The following is a 22,127-nucleotide window of genomic DNA, read 5'->3' as shown; positions in this document are numbered from 1 at the left end:
GCACGTCAGACCATTTGCATCGCCCCGGCAAGACCGTCGATCCGGGCCACGATGTCCGGCAGGGCGGCGCGCAGGCTGGCTTCATCCAGCGCCGCAAGGTCGACCTCCTGCACAGGCTGGTCGTCGAACCGGGCGCGCTGACGGCCATAGCGGGGGTCATAGTGATCCTGCATCAATTCCGCGGCCAGCGTTTCGAACGCCTGCGCGCCGGCCAACGCGCGCCAGCGCTCGATCCGCTCGGCCGGGTGCTGTGGCGCAAGGCCGTCGATCGTGGCCAACAGCCGCGCGGGGTCCTCGGTCACGTCGCGGTACCGGCGCGCCAGATAGGCCGCCCGCGCGGCAAGGGGCGCACTGATCGCCAGCCGCGGTGCGGTTTTCATCGCCTCCCACAACCCCGGCGGCAGGTTGATATGGCCGATCTTGCTCGACTCTGCCTCAACCACCACGGGGCGCGTCGGGTCCAGACGCGCCCGCGCCATGGCCAGCGCCGTCTCGAAGCCCTTCTGCGCGGGCTGCCCGCCCGGCATCGCACCGAACAGCGATCCGCGGTGGTTGGCCAGACCTTCAAGGTCGATCACCTGCACCCCCGCTTCGGCCAGGAGCCCCAGAACCTCCGTCTTCGCCGTACCGGTGTTGCCGTCCAGCACGATCACCGGGCCGGGCCAGGGCTGTTCGTAAAGCGCGGCCTGCACCAGACGGCGGTAACTGCGCCACCCACCGTCGAGCGTGTCGGCCCGCCACCCGATCTGCTGAAGGATCAGCGCGAAACTGCCCGACCGCTGCCCACCGCGCCAGCAATAGACCAGCGGGCGATAGCCCTTAGGCCGGTCGGCCAGCACCGTTTCGATATGCCGGGCGACATTGCGCGCGACCAGTGCCGCCCCGGCCTTGCGGGCCTTGAACGGGCTTTCGCGGGAATACATCTTGCCGATCTGCGCCCGTTCCTCGTTATCCAGAACGGGCAGGGAAATCGCGCCGGGAACGTGATCCTCGGCATATTCGGCGGGCGAGCGGGCGTCGATGATTTCATCGAACTCCAGCGCGTCGAGATCGGCAAGGCTGGCAAGGGTGATCGGCATGGGGCGGTTTTAGGGCCTGCGCTGCCGTGGCGAAAGACCTATTGCGCGGCTAGGCATCCGTCGGGCAACGGATGCACCGCCCGGCCCGTCGCGCGATAGACGGCAAGGCCCAGATATTCCTTCAGCGAAAGGTTGAGCAGAACGAACTGCTCCGCCGGTTGCCATGTCAGCCGAAGGCGCTTGCGGCTGCGGAAATCCACCGGATAGGGGACAAGGTCCCGCCAGCCGGCGGCGCAGAATGTCTCTACCGCGCGGGGCATGTGATAGGCGCTGCTCACCAGTACCCAACGGCCGGTCCGGTCGGGGACGGCGCGCGCCGCGAAGGCCGCGTTTTCCGCCGTGTTGCGCGAGGCCCCTTCGAGGATCAGCCGGTCGTCGTCCAGCCCCGCCCCGGTCAGGATCAGGCGCGCGACCTCGGCCTCGGGCATGTCGGATCCGGACAGTTTTCCACTGCCGCCGGTGAACATCACGGCAGCATCCGGAAAGCGTTCCGCAAGGCTGAGCGCGGCAAGGAAACGGCTGCCCGCCTCGTTCACCCGCGGCAGCCCCCACTCGGCGGTGGAGGTCGGGTCTTCCGCCCCGCCAAGGATCACGATGCCCGCCACCGGCGCGGTCAGGTCCGGCACCGGGTAACGGCTTTCAAGACTGTATAGCAGCCTGTTGGGCAGCGGCGTCAGCGCGACGACCAGAACCGAGACAAAGGCCAGTGCAACGCAGACGGCCCCAAGGACAGCGCGGTCGCGCAGAAGAGCGACCACGCCGACCCCCATCAGGATCACGATGAGCGTATCGGCCCTCAGCATCCCCCACACGATCTTGGAGGCGAGGAAGAAAAGATCGGCCATGACCGATCAGTCCTCAAGCCCGAACCCCTTGCGGCCGATTGCGATATAGGCCTCGAACCCGGCGCCCTGCACATCCTCCACCGGATAGATGTTGCGGAAATCGGCCATGCGCGGGGTCGCCATCGCCTTGGCGATCCGGGACAAATCCAGCGCGCGGAACTCGTTCCACTCGGTCAGCAGAAGAACGGCGTCGGCCTCGGCAACGGCGTCATAGGGGTCTTCGACCCATGCCACGCCGGGCAACAGTGCCTCCCCCTCCCGTCGCCCCTGGGGATCGACCACGCGCACCTTGGCACCGCCGCCGACCAAGGCCGGCACGATGGTCAGAGAGGCAGACTCGCGCATGTCGTCGGTATTGGGCTTGAACGTCACGCCGAGGACCGCGACCGTCTTGCCGTTGACAGACCCGCCGCACAGATCGACCAGCTTGTCGATCATGCGCCGCTTGACCTTGTCGTTGACGGCGATGACGGTCTCGGTGATCGCGCAAGGCGAGGCATAGTCCTGCCCGATCCGCGCAAGGGCCGAGGTATCCTTGGGAAAACAAGACCCGCCATAGCCCGGGCCGGCATGCAGGAACTTGTTGCCGATCCGGCCATCCAGCCCCATGCCCTTGGACACCGCCTTGATATCGGCGCCGACCTTTTCGCACAGCATCGCCATTTCGTTGATGAAGGTGATCTTGGTGGCGAGGAAGGCATTGGCGGCGTATTTGATCATCTCTGCCGATTCCAGATCGGTGTAGACGATGGGGAACTCTCGCAGGAAGAGCGGCCGGTAGATATCGGCCATCACGTCCCGGGCGCGGTCGGTTTCCACGCCGACGACCACGCGATCAGGGCGCATGAAGTCGTCGATGGCCGCGCCTTCGCGCAGGAATTCGGGGTTGGACGCCACATCGAAATCGGCCGCCGGGTTCGCAGCACGCACCGCATCCGCAACCTTTCGGTTGGTGCCGACGGGCACGGTGGATTTCGTGACGATGACGCAATAGCCGGTCAGCGCGTTGGCAATTTCTTCGGCCGCGGCCATCACATAGGTCAGATCCGCGTGCCCGTCGCCGCGACGGGTCGGCGTTCCCACGGCAATGAAAACCGCATCGGCGCCGGCGACCGCGCTGGCCAGATCGCCGGTGAAGCTCAACCGCCCGGCAGCCACGTTGCGCGCCATCACCTCGTCAAGGCCGGGCTCGTAGATCGGGACCTCGCCGCGTTCCAGCATCTCGATCTTGCGGGGATCCTTGTCGATACAAATGACTTCATGTCCGAAATCGGAAAAACACACACCGGACACCAGCCCAACATACCCGGTACCGACCATCGCAATTTTCATGGTTCCGCTCCAAAACGATGCGTTCGGGGCATGGCGATGCGGCACAGCGGCCCGCAAGTCAACACGATAGTCCCCAGGAGGGTGAATCTGTGCGCTTCGTGCCATAGACCCAAGGCCGATTGACTTTGGGCGCGGCGATCCGTTTCTGGTAGGAATGCGCGCTTCGTTTCAAACGGCCCTTCTGCCCACGCTTGTCACCCTTGCCATCGGCGCATTCGGCGCGGCCGGCGCCAGCGCCCTTGGCCTGCCGGCGCCCTACCTGACAGGGCCGGCGCTGGCCGTCACGGTGTTTTCCATCTCGGGCGGGCGCACGGACATGCCGGCCTGGCTGCGGGACACCTGTTTCGTTGCCATCGGGGTGAACATGGGGGCGGGCGTCACCCCCGAGGCGCTGCACACCGCCAGCCGCTGGCCGCTGAGCCTGATCGTGCTGGCCCTTGCCGTGATCGTGATACTGGTTCTCGGGGCCCGTCTGATGCGGCGCATCTTCGGCTTCGACCGGATGAGCGCGCTTCTGACCGCCTGCCCCGGCCATCTGAGTTTCGTGCTCAGCCTGTCCACGGATGTAAAGGCCGACCTTCCGCGGGTGACGATGATCCAGAGCCTGCGGGTCCTGTCGCTGACCCTGATCGTGCCCTTCCTTGCCCCGCTTCTGGGCCATGGCGATTTGCCGGTGCCGGTGGCGCGGGCCGGGGCGATGCCGATGGTGGCGCTTCTGCCGCTTCTGGCCGGGTCCGCGGTGCTGGGTTTGGGGCTGCTGCGGCTGAAGGTTCCGGCAGCTCTGCTGCTTGGGGGGCTTGGCCTGTCTGCCCTTGCGCAAGGTTCGGGCGTGGTGACGGGCGGGTTGCCGGTCTGGATGTCGGTTCCGGCCTTCGTGGCGATGGGCACGATGATCGGCACCCGGTTTTCTGGCGTCACGCTGCGCATGTTCGTGCAGGCGCTGGGCGCATCGCTTATGCTGACCGGCTTTGCCGCGCTGATCTCGCTGTTGGCTGCGGCGCTGGTGTCAAACCTCTTGGGCTTGCCGATCCTGACGGCGCTGATCGCCTTCGCCCCCGGCGGGCTGGAGACGATGATGGCAATGTCGCTCCTGCTAAATGCCGATCCCGCCTATGTCGCCGTGCATCACGTGTTCCGCCTGCTGGTGCTGACGGCGATCCTGCCGATCGCCGTGGCGCGCACCCGTGCGGCGATTGCACGATCCCGGCAGAAGGCGCCCTGACGGATCAGTGCGCCGGGGCGTGCACCGGATCAAGCAGCGTCCGCCCGCCATCCACCGTCAGGATTTGCCCGGTCATGAACTGTGCCCCCTCGGAGGCCAGGAACTGCACTGCCTCGGCAACTTCGGACGGTTTCGCAATCCGGCCAAGCGGCGTGTGATCGCGAATGTCGGCGCGGTAGTCGGCATGTTCCTTCAGAACGTCCTTCAGACTGGCCGACAGGACAGAGCCGAACGCCACCCCGTTCACCCGGATCCGGTGCGGGGCAAGGGCCACGGCCATCGACCGGGTCAACTGGTCCAGCGCCGCGGTACTGACGGAATATCCCAGAAGATCGGGATGCGTGCGCCGCGCCGCGATAGAAGACAGGTTGACGATGCAGCCGGCCGTCCCCTCCTCCAGCGCATCCTGCTCGGCCTGCCGGATCATCCGCTTGGCCACGATCTGGCTGAGGCGCAGCGCGGTCATCAGGTTCTGTTGCAGAAGCGATTCAACCGCGTCCTGATCGGGGTCCAGCGGGTCGGAGGGCACCACCTGACGGCTTGCATTGACGAGGATGTCGATCCGGTCGAACGCGTCGATGGTCGCCGACAGCAGGTTGGCGATGGTCAACCGCTCCCGCAGATCGCCGGCGAAGAAGCGCATGTTGCCTTCGCCCTCGCTATCCTTGCCGCATTCATCGACAAGCCGCGGTTCGTCAATATCGGCCAGCATGACATTGGCCCCACGGTCGGCGAAATGGCGGGCGATGGCCAGACCGACACCATTGGCCGCCCCGGTCACGATGGCGGTCTTTCCGCTGATGGAGAACGACATGAGGTGAACCTCCCGTGGACTTGGTTCAGGATCGGCGCGGCCGATGCGCCGGGCCGCCCTTGCGCGGACGCGCCGCCCGCAAGACCTTGAAACCGGCATCGCCGCCGATTTCCTCGACCTCGACGAATAGCGCCGCAAGGTCCCGTTCATAGGGCAGATGCCGGTTGGCGACAATGAAGGCCTTGCCATGCGCGGCAAGGTTGCGCGCCGCTGCACCAAGGAAAGCCCGGCCAATATCGGGGTCCGCCGCGCGCGACACATGAAAGGGCGGGTTGCACAGCACGACATCGGCGGCCGCGGGCAGAGAGAATGCCGCGACATCGGCCCAATGGAAATGGGCACGCGGGTCGGCGACGTTGGCCTGGGCGCATTCCAGCGCGGCATGATCCGCCTCAACCAGATGCATCTCGGCGATTTCGGGATGGGCGGCCAGAACCTCCGCCGCGATATAGCCCCAGCCCGCCCCCAGATCGGCCACTCGGCCCTTCAGCCGCGGCGGCAGGGCCTGCACCAGCAGGGCCGAGCCCCGGTCGATCCCGTCGGCGGAAAAGACACCGGGCGCCGTGCGATAGCGCCCGTCGATCAGATCGACCTCTGCCGGCATCCAGTCAGAGAAATCCGCCGGGTCGCCGGTCAGCGTAAAGACCTTGCCATGGGCCTTCGCGAACACCGCCGAGAGATCGGCACCCTGCGCCTTGCAGGCTTTCAGCAAGCTGTCCACCCCGTCGGTCTTGGTGCCATCGACGATGACGGGTCCGCCGCCGGACAGGGTCAGCGCCTCGGCAACGCGGGCGCGGGCCGCGGCCTTGGCGCGGGGAATGAACACCAACGCGGCCGAAAAGTCCCCTTGGGCCTTGATCGCGACATCCCAGCCCCGCCCGGCCCAAGCCGTGTGGTCCGGGGCAAAACCCTGAACGATCTGCACCCGCCCTTTGGGCAGCGCCGCCAAGTCTGCCCCGGCCGGCGGGCCAAGAACAACGATCCTGCCGTCAGCGGGCAGGCTTGCGGCGCCGCTCTCCAGCGCGAGGGTCAGGCGGGTGTCAGCCATCGGCGGGCGTTCAGCCCTATTCCTTTTCCATGGTGCATTGCAGAGGGTGCTGATGGCGGCGGGCGAAGTCCATCACCTGCGCAACCTTGGTCTCGGCCACCTCGAACGAGAACACGCCGACGACCGCCACGCCTTTCTTATGAACGACCAGCATCAATTCGAACGCCTGTGCATGGCTCATGCCAAAGAACCGCTCCAGCACATGGACGACGAATTCCATGGGCGTGTAGTCGTCGTTCAGCAACAGCACCTTGTAAAGCGGCGGGCGCTGCGTCTTGGGGCGCGTCTTGGTGATGACACCCGATTCCTGATCGGGGTCGTCTCCCATGGCGGCCATCATGCGAAGGTCGTCGATCACGGTTTGCAGGCTCCGGAGGGCGGGCGGTGTTCGCGTTGGACCCGTTTATATATGCCTACCGTGCCCTCTGAAAAGGGCACAGATCAGACGCATTGAAGAGGAAATGCCGCGCTTTCCCGGAACAATGGCGTTCAACCCCCGGGATTGCCATTGGCTACGTTACCGAATTTGCGACGTCTTGCGGAACCGATTCGGCATGCGAGATCGACCTCGCCCCGCCAGAACACCTAGCCCACACGCCGCGCGGCATGACCCAAGGCGATTCGCCCGCTGCCCTCGCGCCGTTCCGCAACCACAGATGTTAACAATTTGCCACGGACTCTCTCGATAATCGCCTTCTTTAGGCAATGATTAGGGTGTCTGCTTCAAGAATGGCAATTGCCCAAAAGTTGTTCCAGGGTCCTCATGGAAGATCAGCATCTCATCGTCGCCCAGCTCGTGCAGACACTGGATCACCCCGTCCTTGTCGCCTCTACCGAGGGCGAGGTCTTGGGGGCCAGCCGGCCGGCCGCGCGACTTCTGGGCTGGACGGAGCCGCTATGCGAAAAGCGCCCCCTGCGCGATGTGATGGGCGACGAGAGTGCAAAGATCATCTGTCAGGCGACTGAGACGCTGAAGGCCAAGGGGGCGCCGCAGGACGTCGCCTTTGCCGCGCCCGGCGGCGGCCATGGCCGCCGCATCCATGCCTCCGTGGCCGGCATTGTCGTCCGCGGCGAAATGGTCGCCGTGTCCCTGCAACTCATGGATCGGGAGGCGGCTGCGACCAAAACGGCCGCCTCCCCTTCCCCCGACGAAAGTCCCATCAACCGCCCGGAAATCCTGCACGCGGCCGCCCAGGACGCGGGTTTCGCCCAGTGGGTCACATATCCGGACCGGCGAGAGATGTGGGTGACGAAGGCCTATTTCGAACTGCTCGGCTTCGCCCCGGGAGAGGTGGAAATCGACGGCAAATGGGTGCGGGAACGAATCCACCCCGATGATCTGCCATTCGCCTCCGAACAGATCGGGCGCCTGTGCGAGGGTAAAAGCGACCGCTACGAAGTCGACTACCGGCTTCGCTGCAAGGACGGCACCTACAAGTGGTTCGAAGCGTCGGCCAGACAGTATCCGGTGACCGATGACCGGTTTCCCGCACTGATCTGTGGCAGCCTTGCCGACATCAGCGAGCGGAAAGCGAACGAGGCGCGCCTGCTTGACGCCCTGCAAGCGGCGGAAACGGCCCTGAGCGTGGCGGAGAAAAGCGAACGTCTGCTGCATGTTGCAACGGAACATGCCGGCGTCGCCCCGTGGTATCTGGACCCTGCCACGGGCGTCTTCACTCGGAACGAGAAATTCGGCACGATCACCGGCCGCAAGGATCAGGAAAGCGACAAGAGCCTGACCGGAATGCTCTCGCTCATCCATCCTGACGATCTGCCAAGGGTGCAGGCAGAGCTTTCGGCGATGATCTCCGGCCAGAAGGCCGAGGCCCGCGTCGATCACCGATTGCGCCATGTCGATGGCCACTGGGTCTGGTGTACCAGCGTGGCCAAGCCTTTCAGACGTGAGGACGAGGGCGCGCATCCCCTGATTTGCGGGACGACCTTCGACATCACCGAGAGGAAGGACTACGAACATCGTCTGGCCGCGGCGGCGGACGCAGCCCGGCGCGCGCAGGAACGGTTCAACCGTCTGGCCGACAACATGCCCGGAGCGGTGTTCGAATGGCAGGAACAACCCGATGGCAGGGCAGCATTTCCCTATTTCAGTGCCCGCATGCCGGAACTGTTCGGCACGACGGCACAAGCGCTGAAAGCGGACTGGCACGCAGCCTTTACCCTGATGGAACCTGGGGACCGGCTCAACCTGACAGACAAGATCGCAGAGGCGACGGCGGCCCTGACAGCCTTCGATACGAAGGTGCGGGTTCTGCATCCCGAAAGCGGAACAGCCTGGGTCCGCATCTCGGCCCTGCCCTTTGCGCAAGCGGACGGATCGGTCATCTGGTACGGCAATGTCAGCGACATCACCGAACAGATGACCAACCAGCAGCGCGCGGTCGAGGCGGCGGATCGGTCCCGTCTGCTGGAAGAGCGCCTGCGCCTTGCCACCGGGGCCGCCAAGATCGGTATCTGGGATCTCGACTTCGTCAGCGGGCGGAACGTCTGGGACGAAACGATGCACAGCCTTTACGGCGTGCCTGTCGGATCGTTCGAGGGGGACTATGAAGGCTGGCGAAATCGCATCCATCCGGACGACGTGAAGCGCTCCGAGGACCAGTTCAAAGCCGCCGTCGCCTCTGGCGAGGATTATGACACCGAGTTCCGCATCGTCATCCCGGCCGGCGATACACGGGTCATGAGGGCCCGGGCGCGGGTCTTTGTCGACGACATGGGCAAACCCCTGCGCGCGTTAGGGGTGAACTACGACGTCACCGACCAGAAGGCCGCCGAACGGCGCATGGCGGAGGCGGCAGAGGAGCTGCGCCTTGCCCATACGCGGCTGAACACGCTGACCGACAACTCGGCGACCGCCCTGTTCGAATACCGCGTTTCGGCCGACGGCAAGATCGACTGCCCGTATTTCAGCGCCAGACTGCCCGAAATCAGCGGCGTCCCCGCCGAGGACATCGCGGCCGACGGCTCTGCCTTCGAACGGTATGTGCATCCTGACGATCTGCCGCGCATTCACGAAACGCTGGAGCGGGCCGGCCGCACCCTGAGCCCGGTCACCTTCAAACACCGGATGAACCATCCCACGGAAGGTGAACGCTGGGTGATGTCGTCGGTGACCCCGTGCGCGCAGCCCGACGGCGCAATCGTGTTCTACAGCAGCATTCTGGACATCACCGACCAGATGGTTGCGGAACAGCGTGTCGCCGAAACGGCCGAGGCGCTGAAGCGGGCGCATGACCGGCTGACGCTTGTGGCCGATGTTGCGCCCGCCGGGCTTTACGAATTCCGCCGCGCGCATGACGGGCGTTTCGACTTCCCCTATTGCAGCGGACGTTTCGTCGACCTTGTCGGCATCGACGCTGCCCGTATCGAAAGCGATCCGCAAAGCGTCTTTGACGCGGTACTGCCAGAGGATCTGCCCGAGGTCATGGCCAAGACCGAGGAAAGCGCCCGGACGCTGGGTTTGTGGAACATCCGCTTCAGGATGAGCCATCCCGAACGCGGCACCCTGTGGCTGAGCGGCACGGCCGTGCCCCGGAGCGAGGACAACGGCGATATCGTCTGGACCGGGGCGCTTCTGGACGTGACGGAAGATGTCGCGCGCGAGGAAGAGTTGCACCGCGCCCATGATCGTCTGACATCGATGGCCAACATCGCGCCCGTCGGCCTATACGAATTCGGGGCCAACGCCGATGGCGCGCTTGACTTCCCCTATACGAGCAAGCGGTTCGAGGATCTGGTCGGTTACAGCCGCGCCGAGATCGACGCGTTGAAGGACGGCATTTTCGCGCGCGTCCACCCCGAGGACCGGCCGAAGCTGGTCGAGAGCACCGAAGAGAGCATGCGCAATGTCGCCCCGTGGAACATGCGTTTTCGCATTTGCCATCCGGAGCGCGGCGAAATCTGGATGGCGGCGGCCTCCATCCCGCGCAGCGACCCCGATGGCAATGTCGTCTGGACCGGGGCGCTGCACGATGTCACGAAAGACGTGGAACGCGAGGCCGAACTCAAACGCGCCTACGCCACGGCCGAGCAGATGCGGACCGAGAACGAACGGCAGGCCCTGCATGACGGACTGACCGGCCTGCCGAACCGGCGCTTCTACGACCGCATTCTCGCTGACCGGATTTCCGGTGCCGAAAATGGAGGGCCGAAAGGCTGTGCCCTGATCCGGATCGACCTTGACCATTTCAAGTATGTCAACGACACGCTGGGCCACGAGGCCGGCGACAAGGTCCTTGTCCGCGTCGCGGATGTCTTGCGGTCCTGCCTGCGCGCCGGCGATTTCGGGGCCCGGATCGGCGGGGACGAGTTTTCAATCCTGCTGACCCCCGGAAATTCCGAAACCGACGCGGGCAAACTTGTCGAACGCATTCGGATTAAACTGGCCGAGCCGTTGATCCACGAGGGCCGCCAGTGCCGCTTCGGGGCCAGCTTCGGCATCGCCTGGACGGAAGATATCTCCACGATGAGCGACGATATCCAGTTGTTTGCCGATGCCGCGCTTTATCGGGCCAAGGCCGGCGGACGGAACCGGCTGGAGTTGTTCACGCCAGAATTGCACCGGCAGATCCTGCATGATCGCCGGATGGCCGTGGAAATTCACGAGGCACTCGACAACGACCAGTTCGTGCCGTTCTTCCAACCGCAGATTTCCGCCGCCGATGGCAGCCTGGTCGGCATTGAAACGCTCCTGCGCTGGAACCATCCGACCGACGGGGTGGTTGCCCCCGATGCCTTCCTGCGTGTCGCCGACCACCTGCATCTGGTGCCCGAGATCGACCGCATCATGATGGAGAAATCGCGCGACATCCTGGCCCGCTGGCGGCGGCAGGGGTTCTCTGTGCCGAAGATCAGCTTCAACGTCTCGTCGGGCCGCATGCATGACCCCGATGTCGTTTCGTTGGCCCGCGACATGGTGGCCGACGGAACCAAGGTGACCTTCGAGTTGCTGGAATCCATCCTGGTGGAGGAGGAAAGCGACGCCTTCCGCTTCCATCTGGAAAAGATCCGCGAGGTCGGCGTGGATATCGAGATCGACGATTTCGGCTCCGGCCACGCCTCGATCATCAGCCTGATGGAGATCTCGCCCTCGGCGCTCAAGATCGACAAGCGGATCGTGCTGCCGGTCGAGGACGACCTGCGCGCCCGCAATCTCGTCCGGGCCATAGTCGAGATTGCCGAAACCATGGGCATCGGGACAGTGGCCGAGGGGGTAGAGACCGAAGCACAGGCGCAGATCTTGCGTGGCATCGGCTGCGGCGTCTTGCAGGGATACCTTTTCGCCCGACCGTTGAGCGAGGCGCAATTCCTTGAATACGTGACCGACGCCACGCGCCGCTCCGCCTGACCGATCGGCGTCATGCGCGCACACGGGGCGTTCGAGCGGGAAGTCAGCCGTGCGCGCAGGCCCGGCCTTGCCCGTTGACCCGAAACCGGCAGAAAGGCATCTTCCAACGTCACGCGGACAGCAGCAGGGAAGCATGAGTGTGAAGCGCAACGGCAAGGTCCTTCAACAAGATCCCCACGCGCTTCGCGAAATCCGGGAAAAGAACCTGGAGGTCGCGATCGGCCGGCAGGTGCGCGACTTGCGCAAGCGGCAGCGCATGACCGGTGCCGACCTTGCGGCGCAGACCGGCCTGTCGGTCGGCATGCTCTCGAAGATCGAGAACGGGCTGATCTCGCCGTCGCTCGGCACGATCTCAAGTCTGGCCCATGCGCTGCGCGTGCCGCTGGTGCAGTTGTTTTCCGGCTACGAGGAAGAGCGCGGATGCATGCTGGTCAAAGCGGGCGAGGGCGTGGAGATCGACCGTGCAGGCACCCGGGCGGGGCACCAGTATCACCTGCTGGGCCATATCGGCTCCAACGCGTCGGGCGTGGTGGTGGAGCCCTACATGATCACGCTGGAGAACGAGACCGACCAGTTTCCGACCTTCCAGCATGAAGGGATCGAGATGCTCTACATGCTGGAGGGCGAGATGGGCTATCGCCACGGCGATCAGCTTTATCGGATGGAGGTCGGCGATACGCTGCTGTTCGACTCCGATGCCCCCCATGGGCCGGAGGAACTGGCCTCCCTTCCGATTCGCTATCTGTCGATCATCACCTATCCGCAAAGCCGCTGATCTGTCGGTCTGCGAACCGCAGCCCCGATCTCGCATGCCCATTTCTTGAGCAGTCCACACGACGTATCCAGAAACTCCCGCCGTCAGCGCAAAATTTTCCTCGTAAGAATATTTATTTCTCCATAGTGGTGATCGGGAGAGGCACACGCCCCACCCCGAATTCCAAGGAGGACCCATGTGCGGCATCGTTGGCCTGTTCCTGAAACAGGATGACCTGCGCCCGAAACTGGGCGACATGCTGACAGACATGCTCATCACCATGACCGATCGCGGACCGGACAGTGCCGGTATCGCGATCTATGGCGAAGAGACCGGCAGCCTGAAAATCACCGTGCAGTCCAACACGCCCGAGACGTCATTTCCCGGCCTTGATGCTGCATTGGCCGAGGTTCTGGACACGGATGTTTCGATGCGCGCGGTCAGCACCCACGCCGTGCTGACCCTGCCGCCCGAGAAGGAGACCGAGGCGATTGCCCTTCTTGAGGCACGCGGCCTTAGGATCATGAGCGCCGGCGCCAGCATGGAGATCTTCAAGGAGGTCGGCCTGCCCCGCGATGTTGCCGACCGCTTCGGCATCCGGGATATGGGCGGCAGCCACGGCATCGGCCACACCCGCATGGCCACCGAATCCGCGGTGACCACGCTGGGCGCGCACCCGTTCTCGACCGCCGACGACCAGTGCCTTGTGCACAACGGATCGCTGTCGAACCACAACAACGTTCGCCGTGAACTGGCGCGCAAGGGCATCCATACAAAGACCGAGAACGATACCGAGGTCGGCGCCGCCTACATCTCCTCCCGCATTGCCGAGGGGGCGAGCCTTGGCGAGGCGCTGGAAGGCACGCTGAAAGACCTCGACGGGTTCTTCACCTTCGTCACCGGTACGAAAAACGGCTTTGGCGTGGTGCGCGACCCCATCGCATGCAAACCCGCCGTCATGGCGGAGACCGACGATTACGTCGCGTTCGCCTCGGAATACCGCGCCTTCGCGGACCTGCCCGGCATCGCGAATGCCAAGGTGTGGGAGCCGGAACCCGCAACCGTCTATTTCTGGGAGCGCTGAGCCATGCCCGTTACCCTGGATATGAGCCAGATCGATCTGCGCGAAGCCAACACCACACTTCAGGCCGCCGCGAAGGGTCAGGCCAACGAAGCCTATGTCATCACCAATCCGCGCGGCAGCCATGCGATGGCCGTCGGTCTGGACGGACCGCTGGACGTAACCATCAAGGGCTCCACCGGCTATTACTGCGCGGGAATGAACAAGGAAGCGACGGTCACAGTGGAAGGGTCCGCCGGGCCGGGCGTTGCCGAGAACATGATGTCGGGCACCGTCACCATCGAGGGCGACGCCAGCCAGTATGCCGGGGCCACCGGTCATGGCGGGCTTCTGAATATCAAGGGCAACGCGTCCTCGCGCTGCGGCATTTCGATGAAGGGGATCGACATCGTGGTGCACGGCAATATCGGCCACATGTCCGCCTTCATGGCGCAGAAGGGCACCCTTGTGGTTCTGGGCGACGCGGGCGAGGCGCTGGGGGATTCCCTTTACGAAGCACTTCTGTTCGTGCGGGGCACGGTGAAATCGCTGGGCGCCGACTGCATCGAGAAAGAGATGCGCCCGGAGCATATCGACCTCCTGCGCGATTTGCTGACCCGGGCCGGGGCGGATGCGAAGCCCGAAGAGTTCAAGCGCTACGGCTCGGCCCGGAAGCTCTACAATTTCAACATCGACCACGCCGACGAGTATTGAGGAGCGCGACATGGAAGAGACCCCGAACACCGTACCGCGCCAGAGCTGGACATTCTCCAACGAGATCAACTCGGAAATCCGCCGTGCCGCGGTCAGCGGCATCTACGACATCCGCGGGGGCGGCGCGAAACGCCGCGTGCCGCATTTCGACGACCTGCTGTTCCTTGGCGCTTCGATTTCGCGTTATCCACTGGAAGGCTATCGAGAGAAGTGTGAAACGGCCGTCACGCTGGGCACGCGCTTTGCCAAGAAACCCATCGAGATCAAGATCCCGATCACCATCGCGGGGATGTCCTTCGGCTCTCTCTCCGGTCACGCCAAGGAAGCCTTGGGGCGCGGTGCGACCCTGGCCGGCACCTCGACCACCACGGGCGACGGCGGCATGACCGAGGAGGAACGCGGGCATAGCGAAAAGCTGGTCTACCAGTACCTGCCGTCGCGCTACGGGATGAACCCCGACGATTTGCGCCGCGCCGATGCCATCGAGATCGTCGTCGGTCAGGGCGCCAAACCCGGCGGGGGCGGTATGCTGCTGGGTCAGAAGATCACCGAACGCGTCGCCGACATGCGCGACCTGCCCGAGGGGATCGACCAGCGTTCTGCCTGTCGTCACCCGGACTGGACCGGGCCGGACGATCTGGAGATCAAGATCCTTGAGCTGCGCGAAATCACCAACTGGGAAAAGCCGATCTACATCAAGATCGGCGGTGCGCGCCCCTATTACGACACAGCACTTGCGGTGAAGGCCGGCGCCGATGTCGTCGTGCTCGACGGGATGCAGGGCGGTACGGCGGCGACGCAGGAGGTGTTCATCGAACATGTGGGCCAGCCGACGCTGGCCTGTATCCGTCCCGCCGTCCGGGCGCTGCAGGATCTGGGTGTTCATCGTGAGGTGCAACTGATCGTGTCGGGCGGCATCCGCACCGGCGCGGACGTGGCCAAGGCGCTGGCGCTTGGGGCCGACGCGGTCTCCATCGGCTCGGCAGCACTGGTGGCACTCGGCGACAACGACCCGAAATGGGAGGCGGAGTATCAGAAGCTCGGCTCAACCACCGGCGCCTATGACGACTGGCACGAGGGACGCGACCCCGCCGGCATCACCACGCAGGACCCGGAACTGGAGGCGCGCCTGCACCCGGAGGCCGCGGGGCGGCGGTTGCGCAACTACCTCAACGTGCTGACGCTGGAATGCCAGACCCTCGCCCGGGCCTGCGGGAAAAGCCATGTTCACAACCTTGAACCGGAGGACCTGTGCGCCCTGACGATCGAGGCCGCCGCCATGGCGCAGGTGCCGTTGGCCGGGACCGACTGGTATCCGGGCAAGCCGGGGTTCTGAGGAGGCTGAAAAGATGAAGGGGGGCCAACGGCCCCTCTTTTCGGGAACACTGGAAGGAAGGGACGAGAGACGATGAGCAAGCTTGCGGAATTTGCCGAGAAGAACGGCGTGAAATACTTCATGATCTCCTTCACCGATCTCTTCGGTGGACAGCGGGCGAAACTCGTCCCCGCCGCCGCGATCGCGGATATGGAGGCAGAGGGCGCGGGCTTTGCAGGTTTCGCAACTTGGCTCGACATGACGCCCGCCCATCCCGACATGCTGGCCGTGCCGGACCCGGACTCCGTCGTTCAGCTTCCTTGGAAGCCAGAGGTCGCCTGGGTCGCCGCCGACTGCGTGATGGAAGGGGACCTGGTCACGCAAGCGCCGCGCAACGTGCTGAAGAAGCTCATCACGGAAGCGACCGATGCCGGGCTGCGCGTCAAGACCGGGGTCGAGGCGGAGTTCTTTCTCCTGACACCCGATGGCGAAACCATCTCTGACCCGCACGATACCGCCGAAAAGCCGTGCTACGACCAGCAGGCCGTGATGCGCCGCTATGACGTGGTGGCCGAGATCTGCGATTACATGCTCGGGCTCGGCTGGGGGCCGTACCAGACCGACCACGAAGACGCCAACGGCCAGTTCGAGATGAACTGGGAATTCGACGACGCGCTGGTGACCGCCGACCGGCACAGCTTTTTCAAGTTCATGGTGAAATCGGTCGCCGAAAAGCACGGGTTCCGCGCCACCTTCATGCCGAAACCGGTCGAGGGGCTGACCGGCAACGGCTGTCACGCGCATATCTCGGTCTGGGATCTCGACGGCAAGACCAACGTCTTCGCCGGGAGCGGCAGCGGCCAGGCCGGCGAGGTCGGGCTTTCGGCCGAAGGCGCGCATTTTCTCGGCGGGATCATGAAACATGCCGAGGCACTGGCCGCGATCACCAACCCCACGGTCAACAGCTACAAGCGCATCAACGCGCCCCGCACTCTGTCGGGGGCGACATGGGCACCGAACACGGTCACGTGGACCGGCAACAACCGTACCCATATGGTGCGGGTGCCGGGGCCGGGCCGGTTCGAGTTGCGCCTCGCCGACGGGGCGGCGAACCCGTATCTGCTTCAGGCGGTGATCATCGCGGCGGGTCTCTCCGGTCTCCGCTCCAAGGCCGATCCGGGGCCACGCTACGATATCGACATGTATGCCGAGGGTCACACGGTGACCGACGCACCCAAGCTGCCGCTGAACATGCTTGACGCGGTACGTGCCTTCGACGCGGACGGGGACCTCAAGGCGATGCTGGGCGAGGATTTCGCAGCCTCCTACGTGAAGATGAAACACCAGGAGTGGAATTCCTTCGTGTCGCATTTTTCGCGGTGGGAAAAAGACCACACGCTCGACATCTGACCAGAGGCGGCCCATGCAGTTTTCCGGCCTTCGGGTTGTCAGGGAAGCCCTGAGAGGGCACCGCGGATGGGCGCCGCTCTGGCGCGACGCGGCGCCGAAACCCAACTATGACATCGTCGTTGTGGGCGGCGGCGGGCACGGTCTGGCCACTGCCTATTACCTTGCCAGCGTCTTCCGGCAGACGCGGGTGGCGGTTCTGGAAAAGGGCTGGCTGGGTTCGGGCAATATCGGGCGTAACACGACCATCATCCGCTCCAACTACCTGCTGCCCGGCAACCAGCCCTTCTACGAATTCTCGATGAAGCTGTGGGAGGGGCTGGAGCAGGAACTGAACTTCAACGCGATGGTCAGCCAGCGGGGCATCTTCAACCTCATCCACAGCGACGGTCAGCGCGATGCCTATCGGCGGCGCGGCAATGCGATGCTGCTGTCGGGGGCGGATGCGCGCCTGCTGGATCGCGACGCCCTGCGTGGGATGGTTCCGTATCTCAACTTCGACAACGCCCGTTTTCCCATCAAGGGCGCGCTGATGCAGCCGCGTGCCGGCACGGCCCGCCATGACGGGGTGGCGTGGGGCTATGCCCGCGGGGCCGACCGGCGCGGCGTCGACCTGATCCAGAATTGCGAGGTGACGGGCTTTCGCATCGAGAACGGCACCGTCAAGGGCGTGGAGACGACACGCGGCTTCATCGGTGCGGGCAAGGTCGGCGTGGCCGTCGCGGGGAGTTCCGGACGTGTCATGGGCCTGGCAGGCATGCGCCTGCCCATCGAAAGCCATGTACTGCAGGCCTTTGTCACCGAAGGGCTGAAACCGGTGATCGACCATGTCATCACCTTCGGCGCCGGGCATTTCTATATAAGCCAATCGGACAAGGGCGGGCTGGTCTTCGGCGGCGACATCGACGGCTACAATTCCTATGCGCAGCGCGGCAACCTGCCCGTGGTCGAGGACGTGGCCGAGGGCGGAATGGCGCTGATGCCGATGATCGGGCGGGCGCGGCTGCTGCGCTCATGGGGCGGCATCATGGACATGTCGATGGACGGATCGCCCATCATCGACCGCACGCCGGTGGACGGACTCTATTTCAACGGCGGCTGGTGCTACGGCGGGTTCAAGGCAACGCCGGCGTCGGGCTACGCCTTTGCCCATCTTCTGGCCACCGACTGCCCGCACGGGACCGCCGCAGCCTTCCGCCTTGACCGGTTCGCGCGCGGCTACGTGATCGACGAGCGCGGCGCCGGCGCGCAGCCCAACCTGCACTGAGGTCCCGCCATGCTGATCCCCCACCCCCTTCTCGGCCCTCGCGATGCACAGGAATTCACTTATCTCGGCGATGCGCGACTGCTTGACCGGCCTGCGCCCGACGCCGGCGAGGCCGCGTTCTGCGACTACGTCTTCCTTCGGGAGAACCCGGCCGGGATCCACCGGGAACTTTGGTATCACGAACATGGGGACCGGTCGTGGCTGGTGGTCACGCGCAATACGGTAACGCATGAGATCCTCGGCGCCGAACTGGCCGCCGATGTCGCAATTCGAAGACGGGACAGTTCCGCATGACCCGTCTCTCCGGCGGCCTGATCGACCGCAGCCAGACCTTGAGCTTCACCTTCAACGGGCGCAGCTATCAGGGGCATCCCGGCGACACGCTGGCCTCTGCCCTTATGGCCAACGGGGTGCAGCTTGTCGGGCGCAGCTTCAAATACCACCGCCCGCGCGGGATCGTCTCCGCCGGGTCGGAGGAGCCCAACGCACTGGTCACCCTGCGTGAGGGCGCGCGGGCAGAGCCGAACACCCGCGCCACGATGGCAGAACTTTTCGACGGGCTGACCGCGACGTCGCAGAACCATATCGGGCCGCTGGGCCTCGACCTGCTCTCCGTGTACGACCTGCTGGCGCCCGTCCTTGCGGCGGGCTTCTATTACAAGACCTTCATGTGGCCGGCCGCCTTTTGGGAAAAGGTCTATGAACCGGCGATCCGGCGCGCCGCGGGTCTGGGGGCGCTGTCCGGTCTGCCGGACCCTGATGCCTATGACCGAGGTTACCTGCATTGCGATCTGCTGATCATCGGCGGGGGCGCAGCGGGTCTTTCCGCCGCCCTGACCGCAGCACGTGCGGGGGCCGAGGTGGTTCTGGCCGATGAGGATTTCCGGCTGGGCGGGCGTCTGCTGGCCGAGCGGCACCTTTTGAACGAAGCCCCCGCGACCGACTGGATTTCCGGGGTCGAGGCGGAACTGCGCAGCCAGCCCAATGTCCGCATCCTGACGCGGACCACCGTTTTCGGGGCCTATGATCACGGCATCTTTGGCGCGGTGGAGCGGGTGTCGGACCACCTGCCCGATCCAGAGGGCAGAGTACGCCAGACACTCTGGCGCATCACCGCGCGGCGGAGCGTTCTAGCGACAGGGGCCACCGAGCGGCACATCCCCTTCGCCAACAACGACCGGCCCGGAATCCTGCTGGCCGGGGCGATCCGCGCTTATGCCAATCGCTGGGCCGTCAGTCCCGTGGCCCGCGCCGGGGACGGCGTCGCGATCTTCACGAACAACGACGACGGGCACCGCACCGCGCTTGACCTGCTGGCCCATGGTGCGCCGGTGGCAGCGGTGATCGACACCCGCGCCGATGCGCGAAGCTTCGGTGACTACAGGTTGTTCACGGGGGCCGTGGTGGCGAACAGCCACGGGCGCCGCCGCCTGACGGGCATAGACGTGCAAAGCAACGGCAAGACCCAAAGGATCGCCTGCGGTGCACTCGGCGTTTCGGGTGGCTGGAATCCCAACATCCATCTGGCCTCTCACCATCGGGGTCGCCCGGTCTGGCGCGCCGATCTGCTGGCCTTCGTCCCCGGTACCGATGGGCCGAAAGGCATGATCGCGGCAGGCGCCTGTGCGGGCGGGGGCTCCACCCACGCCGCGCTGACCGCCGGGGCCGCCGCCGCGCAAGATGCGCTGGCGCAGATCGGCATCACGGCAACAGGACCGAACCTTCCGCAGGCCGAGGACACCCCGTTGCGGCAGGCTGCCTTCTGGCATGTCCCCGGCAAAGGCCGCGCCTGGGTGGATTTCCAGAATGACGTGACGGTCAAGGACCTGGCCCTTTCCAAACGGGAAGGCATGACCGCCGTCGAGCATCTGAAACGCTGGACCACGCTGGGCATGGCAACCGATCAGGGCAAGACCGCCAATGTCACCGCCCTGGCCGTCATGGCCGACCTGACCGGCAAATCCATCCCCGAGACCGGCACCACGATCTTCCGCCCCCCCTATTCCGGCGTGTCCCTGTCGGTGCTTGGCGGGGGCGATACCGGGCCCGACTTCCGTCCCACCCGCCTGACGCCGACCCATCACTGGGCCACGGCGCAGGGGGCGGTGTTCACCGAGGTCGGTCCTTGGCTGCGTGCGCAGTATTTCCCGCAACCGGGCGAAACCCATTGGCGCGAAAGCGTTGACCGAGAGGCGAAAGCGGTACGCGCAGCCGTGGGGCTGTGCGATGTCACAACGCTTGGCAAGATCGACGTGCAGGGCGACGATGCGGGGCTGTTCCTCGACCGCATCTACGCCAACATCATGAGCACGCTCAAGGTCGGGCGCGTCCGCTATGGCCTGATGCTGCGCGAGGACGGGTTTCTCTATGACGACGGAACCTGCGCCCGGCTGGCCGACACCCACTATGTCGTCACCACGACCACCGCGAATGCCGGGCTTGTCTACCGCAACATGGAATTCGCCCGACAATGCCTTTGGCCCGATCTGGACGTGCACCTGATCTCCACCACCGACGCGTGGGCGCAAATCGCGGTGGCGGGCCCGAATGCGCGCGACCTGCTGGCCCGCGTGGTCGATGGCTTTGAGCTGTCCAACGACGCCTTTCCCTTCATGGCCTGCGCCGAGCTGACGGTCTGCGGCGGGCTGCGCGCGCGGCTCTTCCGGATCTCGTTCTCCGGCGAGTTGGCTTATGAACTTGCCGTCCCTGCCCGCTATGGTCACGCCCTGATGCAGCGGCTGATGGAGGGAGGGGCCGATCTCGGCGTAACCCCCTATGGAACCGAAGCGCTGTCGGTGCTCCGGATCGAAAAGGGCCACTGTGCGGGGGCGGAGATCAACGGCCAAACCACCGCCGCGATGATCGGGCTGGGCCGCATGGTGTCGTCGAAGAAAGACGCCATCGGCGCGGTCATGTCCCGGCGAGACGGCCTTGCAAAGGATCGGCGCCGCCTCGTCGGGCTCAGTCCCGTGGACGCGCAGGCCGTCGTCACCCCGGGCGCACATCTGTTCACAAAGGGCGCGCGACAGGACATGACGACCGATCAGGGCTGGGTAACGTCCGCCTGTTTCTCGCCGCATATGGGCCATTCCATCGGTCTTGGGTTCCTCGAAGACGGCGACAGTCGTATGAACGAGGTGATCGTCGCGGCCAACCCGATTGCGGGAGAGTCCGTCGCGCTGCGGGTTGTGTCACCGCATTTCGTGGACCCGGAAGGAGAGCGCCTGCGTGGTTGACCTGTCCCCCCTCACCGCCCTTGGCGGCACGGCTCCCATGACCCGGAAGGTCGGAGCACTCACCCTGATCGAGCGGCCCGACATCGCGCTGGTATCGCTGGCGCGGCCGCGGGGCCAGGTCGCGCCCGTGCTACCCGGCCTGTCCCTGCCCGGGCCGGGGCGGTATGCATCCGGCCCCGATCTGGCCACCTTCTGGTCCGCGCCGGGACAATGGATGGTTGAGGGCTCCAGCCAGGCAGAGACCGACTTCGCCGCCCATGTCCGCGCCCTCGCCCCCGGCACCTGCGTAACCGATCAGACGGACGCCTGGGCCGCAATCGACATTCAGGGGGATGGGATGTCGCTCCGACACTTTCTCGGCCGCACCGTCAACCTGCCCCCACGTGCGACCGCCGTCGGCCATGCAACGCGGAGCGTCCTGCACCACATGCCGGTCTTTCTCGTGCGCCGGAGCGAGGATCATCTGACTCTCTGGGGTATGCGATCCTCGGCCGGCAGTCTCTGGCACGCAGTTGAGACCGCATCGTTGAGATGTTGACCGCGCGGACCGGGCGTGTCCGCGTTAGCAAGATAGATTGAGGTGCTGGGCTAGGTTGGTTGCGGGGGCTCGCAACCGACTTAGCCTACTGATCTATTCACCTGACTTCTCGGCATGGCGTTACGCCATCTAAG

The 22,127-nt window shown here is 65.1% G+C and carries 17 protein-coding genes; 11 read left to right on the top strand and 6 right to left on the bottom strand.

Features of this window, described 5'->3' with window-relative positions; all coding sequences use genetic code 11:
• Nucleotides 1–5: 5 nt before the first annotated feature.
• From mnmH to RGUI_RS15245, 3 genes are read right to left on the bottom strand one after another with little or no spacing between them, the layout of a single operon-like run.
• Nucleotides 6–1,079: a tRNA 2-selenouridine(34) synthase MnmH gene (gene mnmH / locus RGUI_RS15255; RefSeq protein ID WP_081534521.1), complete on the bottom strand. Its 1,074-nt coding sequence runs from the start codon at nt 1,077–1,079 to the stop codon at nt 6–8.
• A gap of 38 nt (nt 1,080–1,117) precedes the next feature.
• A complete protein-coding gene (locus RGUI_RS15250) occupies nt 1,118–1,924 on the bottom strand; it encodes a YdcF family protein (RefSeq protein ID WP_081534518.1) in 807 nt (268 codons plus the stop codon).
• A 6-nt stretch (nt 1,925–1,930) separates the two neighbouring features.
• Entirely contained in the window at nt 1,931–3,256 is a 1,326-nt protein-coding gene (locus RGUI_RS15245; protein WP_081534516.1) for a UDP-glucose/GDP-mannose dehydrogenase family protein, read from the bottom strand.
• Nucleotides 3,257–3,410: 154 nt separating this feature from the next.
• Between RGUI_RS15245 and RGUI_RS15240 the strand changes: the two genes are divergently transcribed.
• Complete coding sequence (locus RGUI_RS15240; protein WP_081534513.1) at nt 3,411–4,478, top strand: AbrB family transcriptional regulator; 1,068 nt, start codon at nt 3,411–3,413, stop codon at nt 4,476–4,478.
• Between the two features lie 4 nt (nt 4,479–4,482).
• Here the strand turns inward: RGUI_RS15240 and RGUI_RS15235 are convergent, their stop codons facing one another.
• Genes RGUI_RS15235 through clpS form a run of 3 tightly spaced genes read right to left on the bottom strand, consistent with a single transcriptional unit; the run spans nt 4,483 to nt 6,677 of the window.
• Nucleotides 4,483–5,292 carry an SDR family NAD(P)-dependent oxidoreductase gene (locus RGUI_RS15235; RefSeq protein ID WP_081534511.1) on the bottom strand — a complete coding sequence of 270 codons (810 nt, stop codon included), beginning with the start codon at nt 5,290–5,292 and terminating at the stop codon, nt 4,483–4,485.
• 25 nt (nt 5,293–5,317) lie between these two features.
• Complete coding sequence (locus RGUI_RS15230) at nt 5,318–6,340, bottom strand: class I SAM-dependent methyltransferase (protein ID WP_081534509.1); 1,023 nt, start codon at nt 6,338–6,340, stop codon at nt 5,318–5,320.
• 16 nt (nt 6,341–6,356) lie between these two features.
• On the bottom strand, nt 6,357–6,677 hold the full coding sequence (gene clpS / locus RGUI_RS15225) for an ATP-dependent Clp protease adapter ClpS (RefSeq protein ID WP_081536116.1): 321 nt from the start codon (nt 6,675–6,677) through the stop codon (nt 6,357–6,359).
• A gap of 426 nt (nt 6,678–7,103) precedes the next feature.
• On the opposite strand from clpS, the gene RGUI_RS15220 reads away from it, so the two are divergent.
• The 10 genes from RGUI_RS15220 to RGUI_RS15175 all read left to right on the top strand — a co-directional run bounded on the left by RGUI_RS15220 (nt 7,104) and on the right by RGUI_RS15175 (nt 21,993).
• On the top strand, nt 7,104–11,702 hold the full coding sequence (locus RGUI_RS15220) for a PAS domain-containing protein (protein WP_081534507.1): 4,599 nt from the start codon (nt 7,104–7,106) through the stop codon (nt 11,700–11,702).
• 133 nt (nt 11,703–11,835) lie between these two features.
• Entirely contained in the window at nt 11,836–12,477 is a 642-nt protein-coding gene (locus tag RGUI_RS15215) for an XRE family transcriptional regulator (protein ID WP_081534504.1), read from the top strand.
• A 175-nt stretch (nt 12,478–12,652) separates the two neighbouring features.
• On the top strand, nt 12,653–13,540 hold the full coding sequence (locus RGUI_RS15210) for a glutamine amidotransferase family protein (RefSeq protein WP_081534502.1): 888 nt from the start codon (nt 12,653–12,655) through the stop codon (nt 13,538–13,540).
• Nucleotides 13,541–13,543: 3 nt separating this feature from the next.
• Nucleotides 13,544–14,230 (top strand): GXGXG domain-containing protein, encoded by a 687-nt coding sequence (locus tag RGUI_RS15205; RefSeq protein WP_156882988.1) that lies wholly within the window; start codon nt 13,544–13,546, stop codon nt 14,228–14,230.
• A gap of 10 nt (nt 14,231–14,240) precedes the next feature.
• Nucleotides 14,241–15,566, top strand: coding sequence for an FMN-binding glutamate synthase family protein (locus tag RGUI_RS15200; protein WP_081534500.1), 1,326 nt, complete (start codon nt 14,241–14,243; stop codon nt 15,564–15,566).
• Nucleotides 15,567–15,638: 72 nt separating this feature from the next.
• Nucleotides 15,639–16,955, top strand: coding sequence for a type III glutamate--ammonia ligase (gene glnT, locus RGUI_RS15195; RefSeq protein WP_081534498.1), 1,317 nt, complete (start codon nt 15,639–15,641; stop codon nt 16,953–16,955).
• A 13-nt stretch (nt 16,956–16,968) separates the two neighbouring features.
• Nucleotides 16,969–18,219 (top strand): sarcosine oxidase subunit beta family protein, encoded by a 1,251-nt coding sequence (locus RGUI_RS15190; protein ID WP_081534496.1) that lies wholly within the window; start codon nt 16,969–16,971, stop codon nt 18,217–18,219.
• A gap of 9 nt (nt 18,220–18,228) precedes the next feature.
• On the top strand, nt 18,229–18,513 hold the full coding sequence (locus tag RGUI_RS15185) for a sarcosine oxidase subunit delta (protein ID WP_081534494.1): 285 nt from the start codon (nt 18,229–18,231) through the stop codon (nt 18,511–18,513).
• Nucleotides 18,510–21,455, top strand: coding sequence for a sarcosine oxidase subunit alpha family protein (locus RGUI_RS15180; RefSeq protein ID WP_081534492.1), 2,946 nt, complete (start codon nt 18,510–18,512; stop codon nt 21,453–21,455). Before RGUI_RS15185 ends, RGUI_RS15180 begins: the two co-directional genes overlap by 4 nt.
• Nucleotides 21,448–21,993: a sarcosine oxidase subunit gamma gene (locus RGUI_RS15175; protein ID WP_156882987.1), complete on the top strand. Its 546-nt coding sequence runs from the start codon at nt 21,448–21,450 to the stop codon at nt 21,991–21,993. Before RGUI_RS15180 ends, RGUI_RS15175 begins: the two co-directional genes overlap by 8 nt.
• Nucleotides 21,994–22,127 lie beyond the last annotated feature (134 nt).

Source organism: Rhodovulum sp. P5 (genome assembly GCF_002079305.1).
Classification (GTDB): Bacteria; Pseudomonadota; Alphaproteobacteria; order Rhodobacterales; family Rhodobacteraceae; genus Rhodovulum.
Note: the sequence above shows the minus strand (reverse complement) of the source record. Positions and strands in the feature narration are given on the sequence as shown.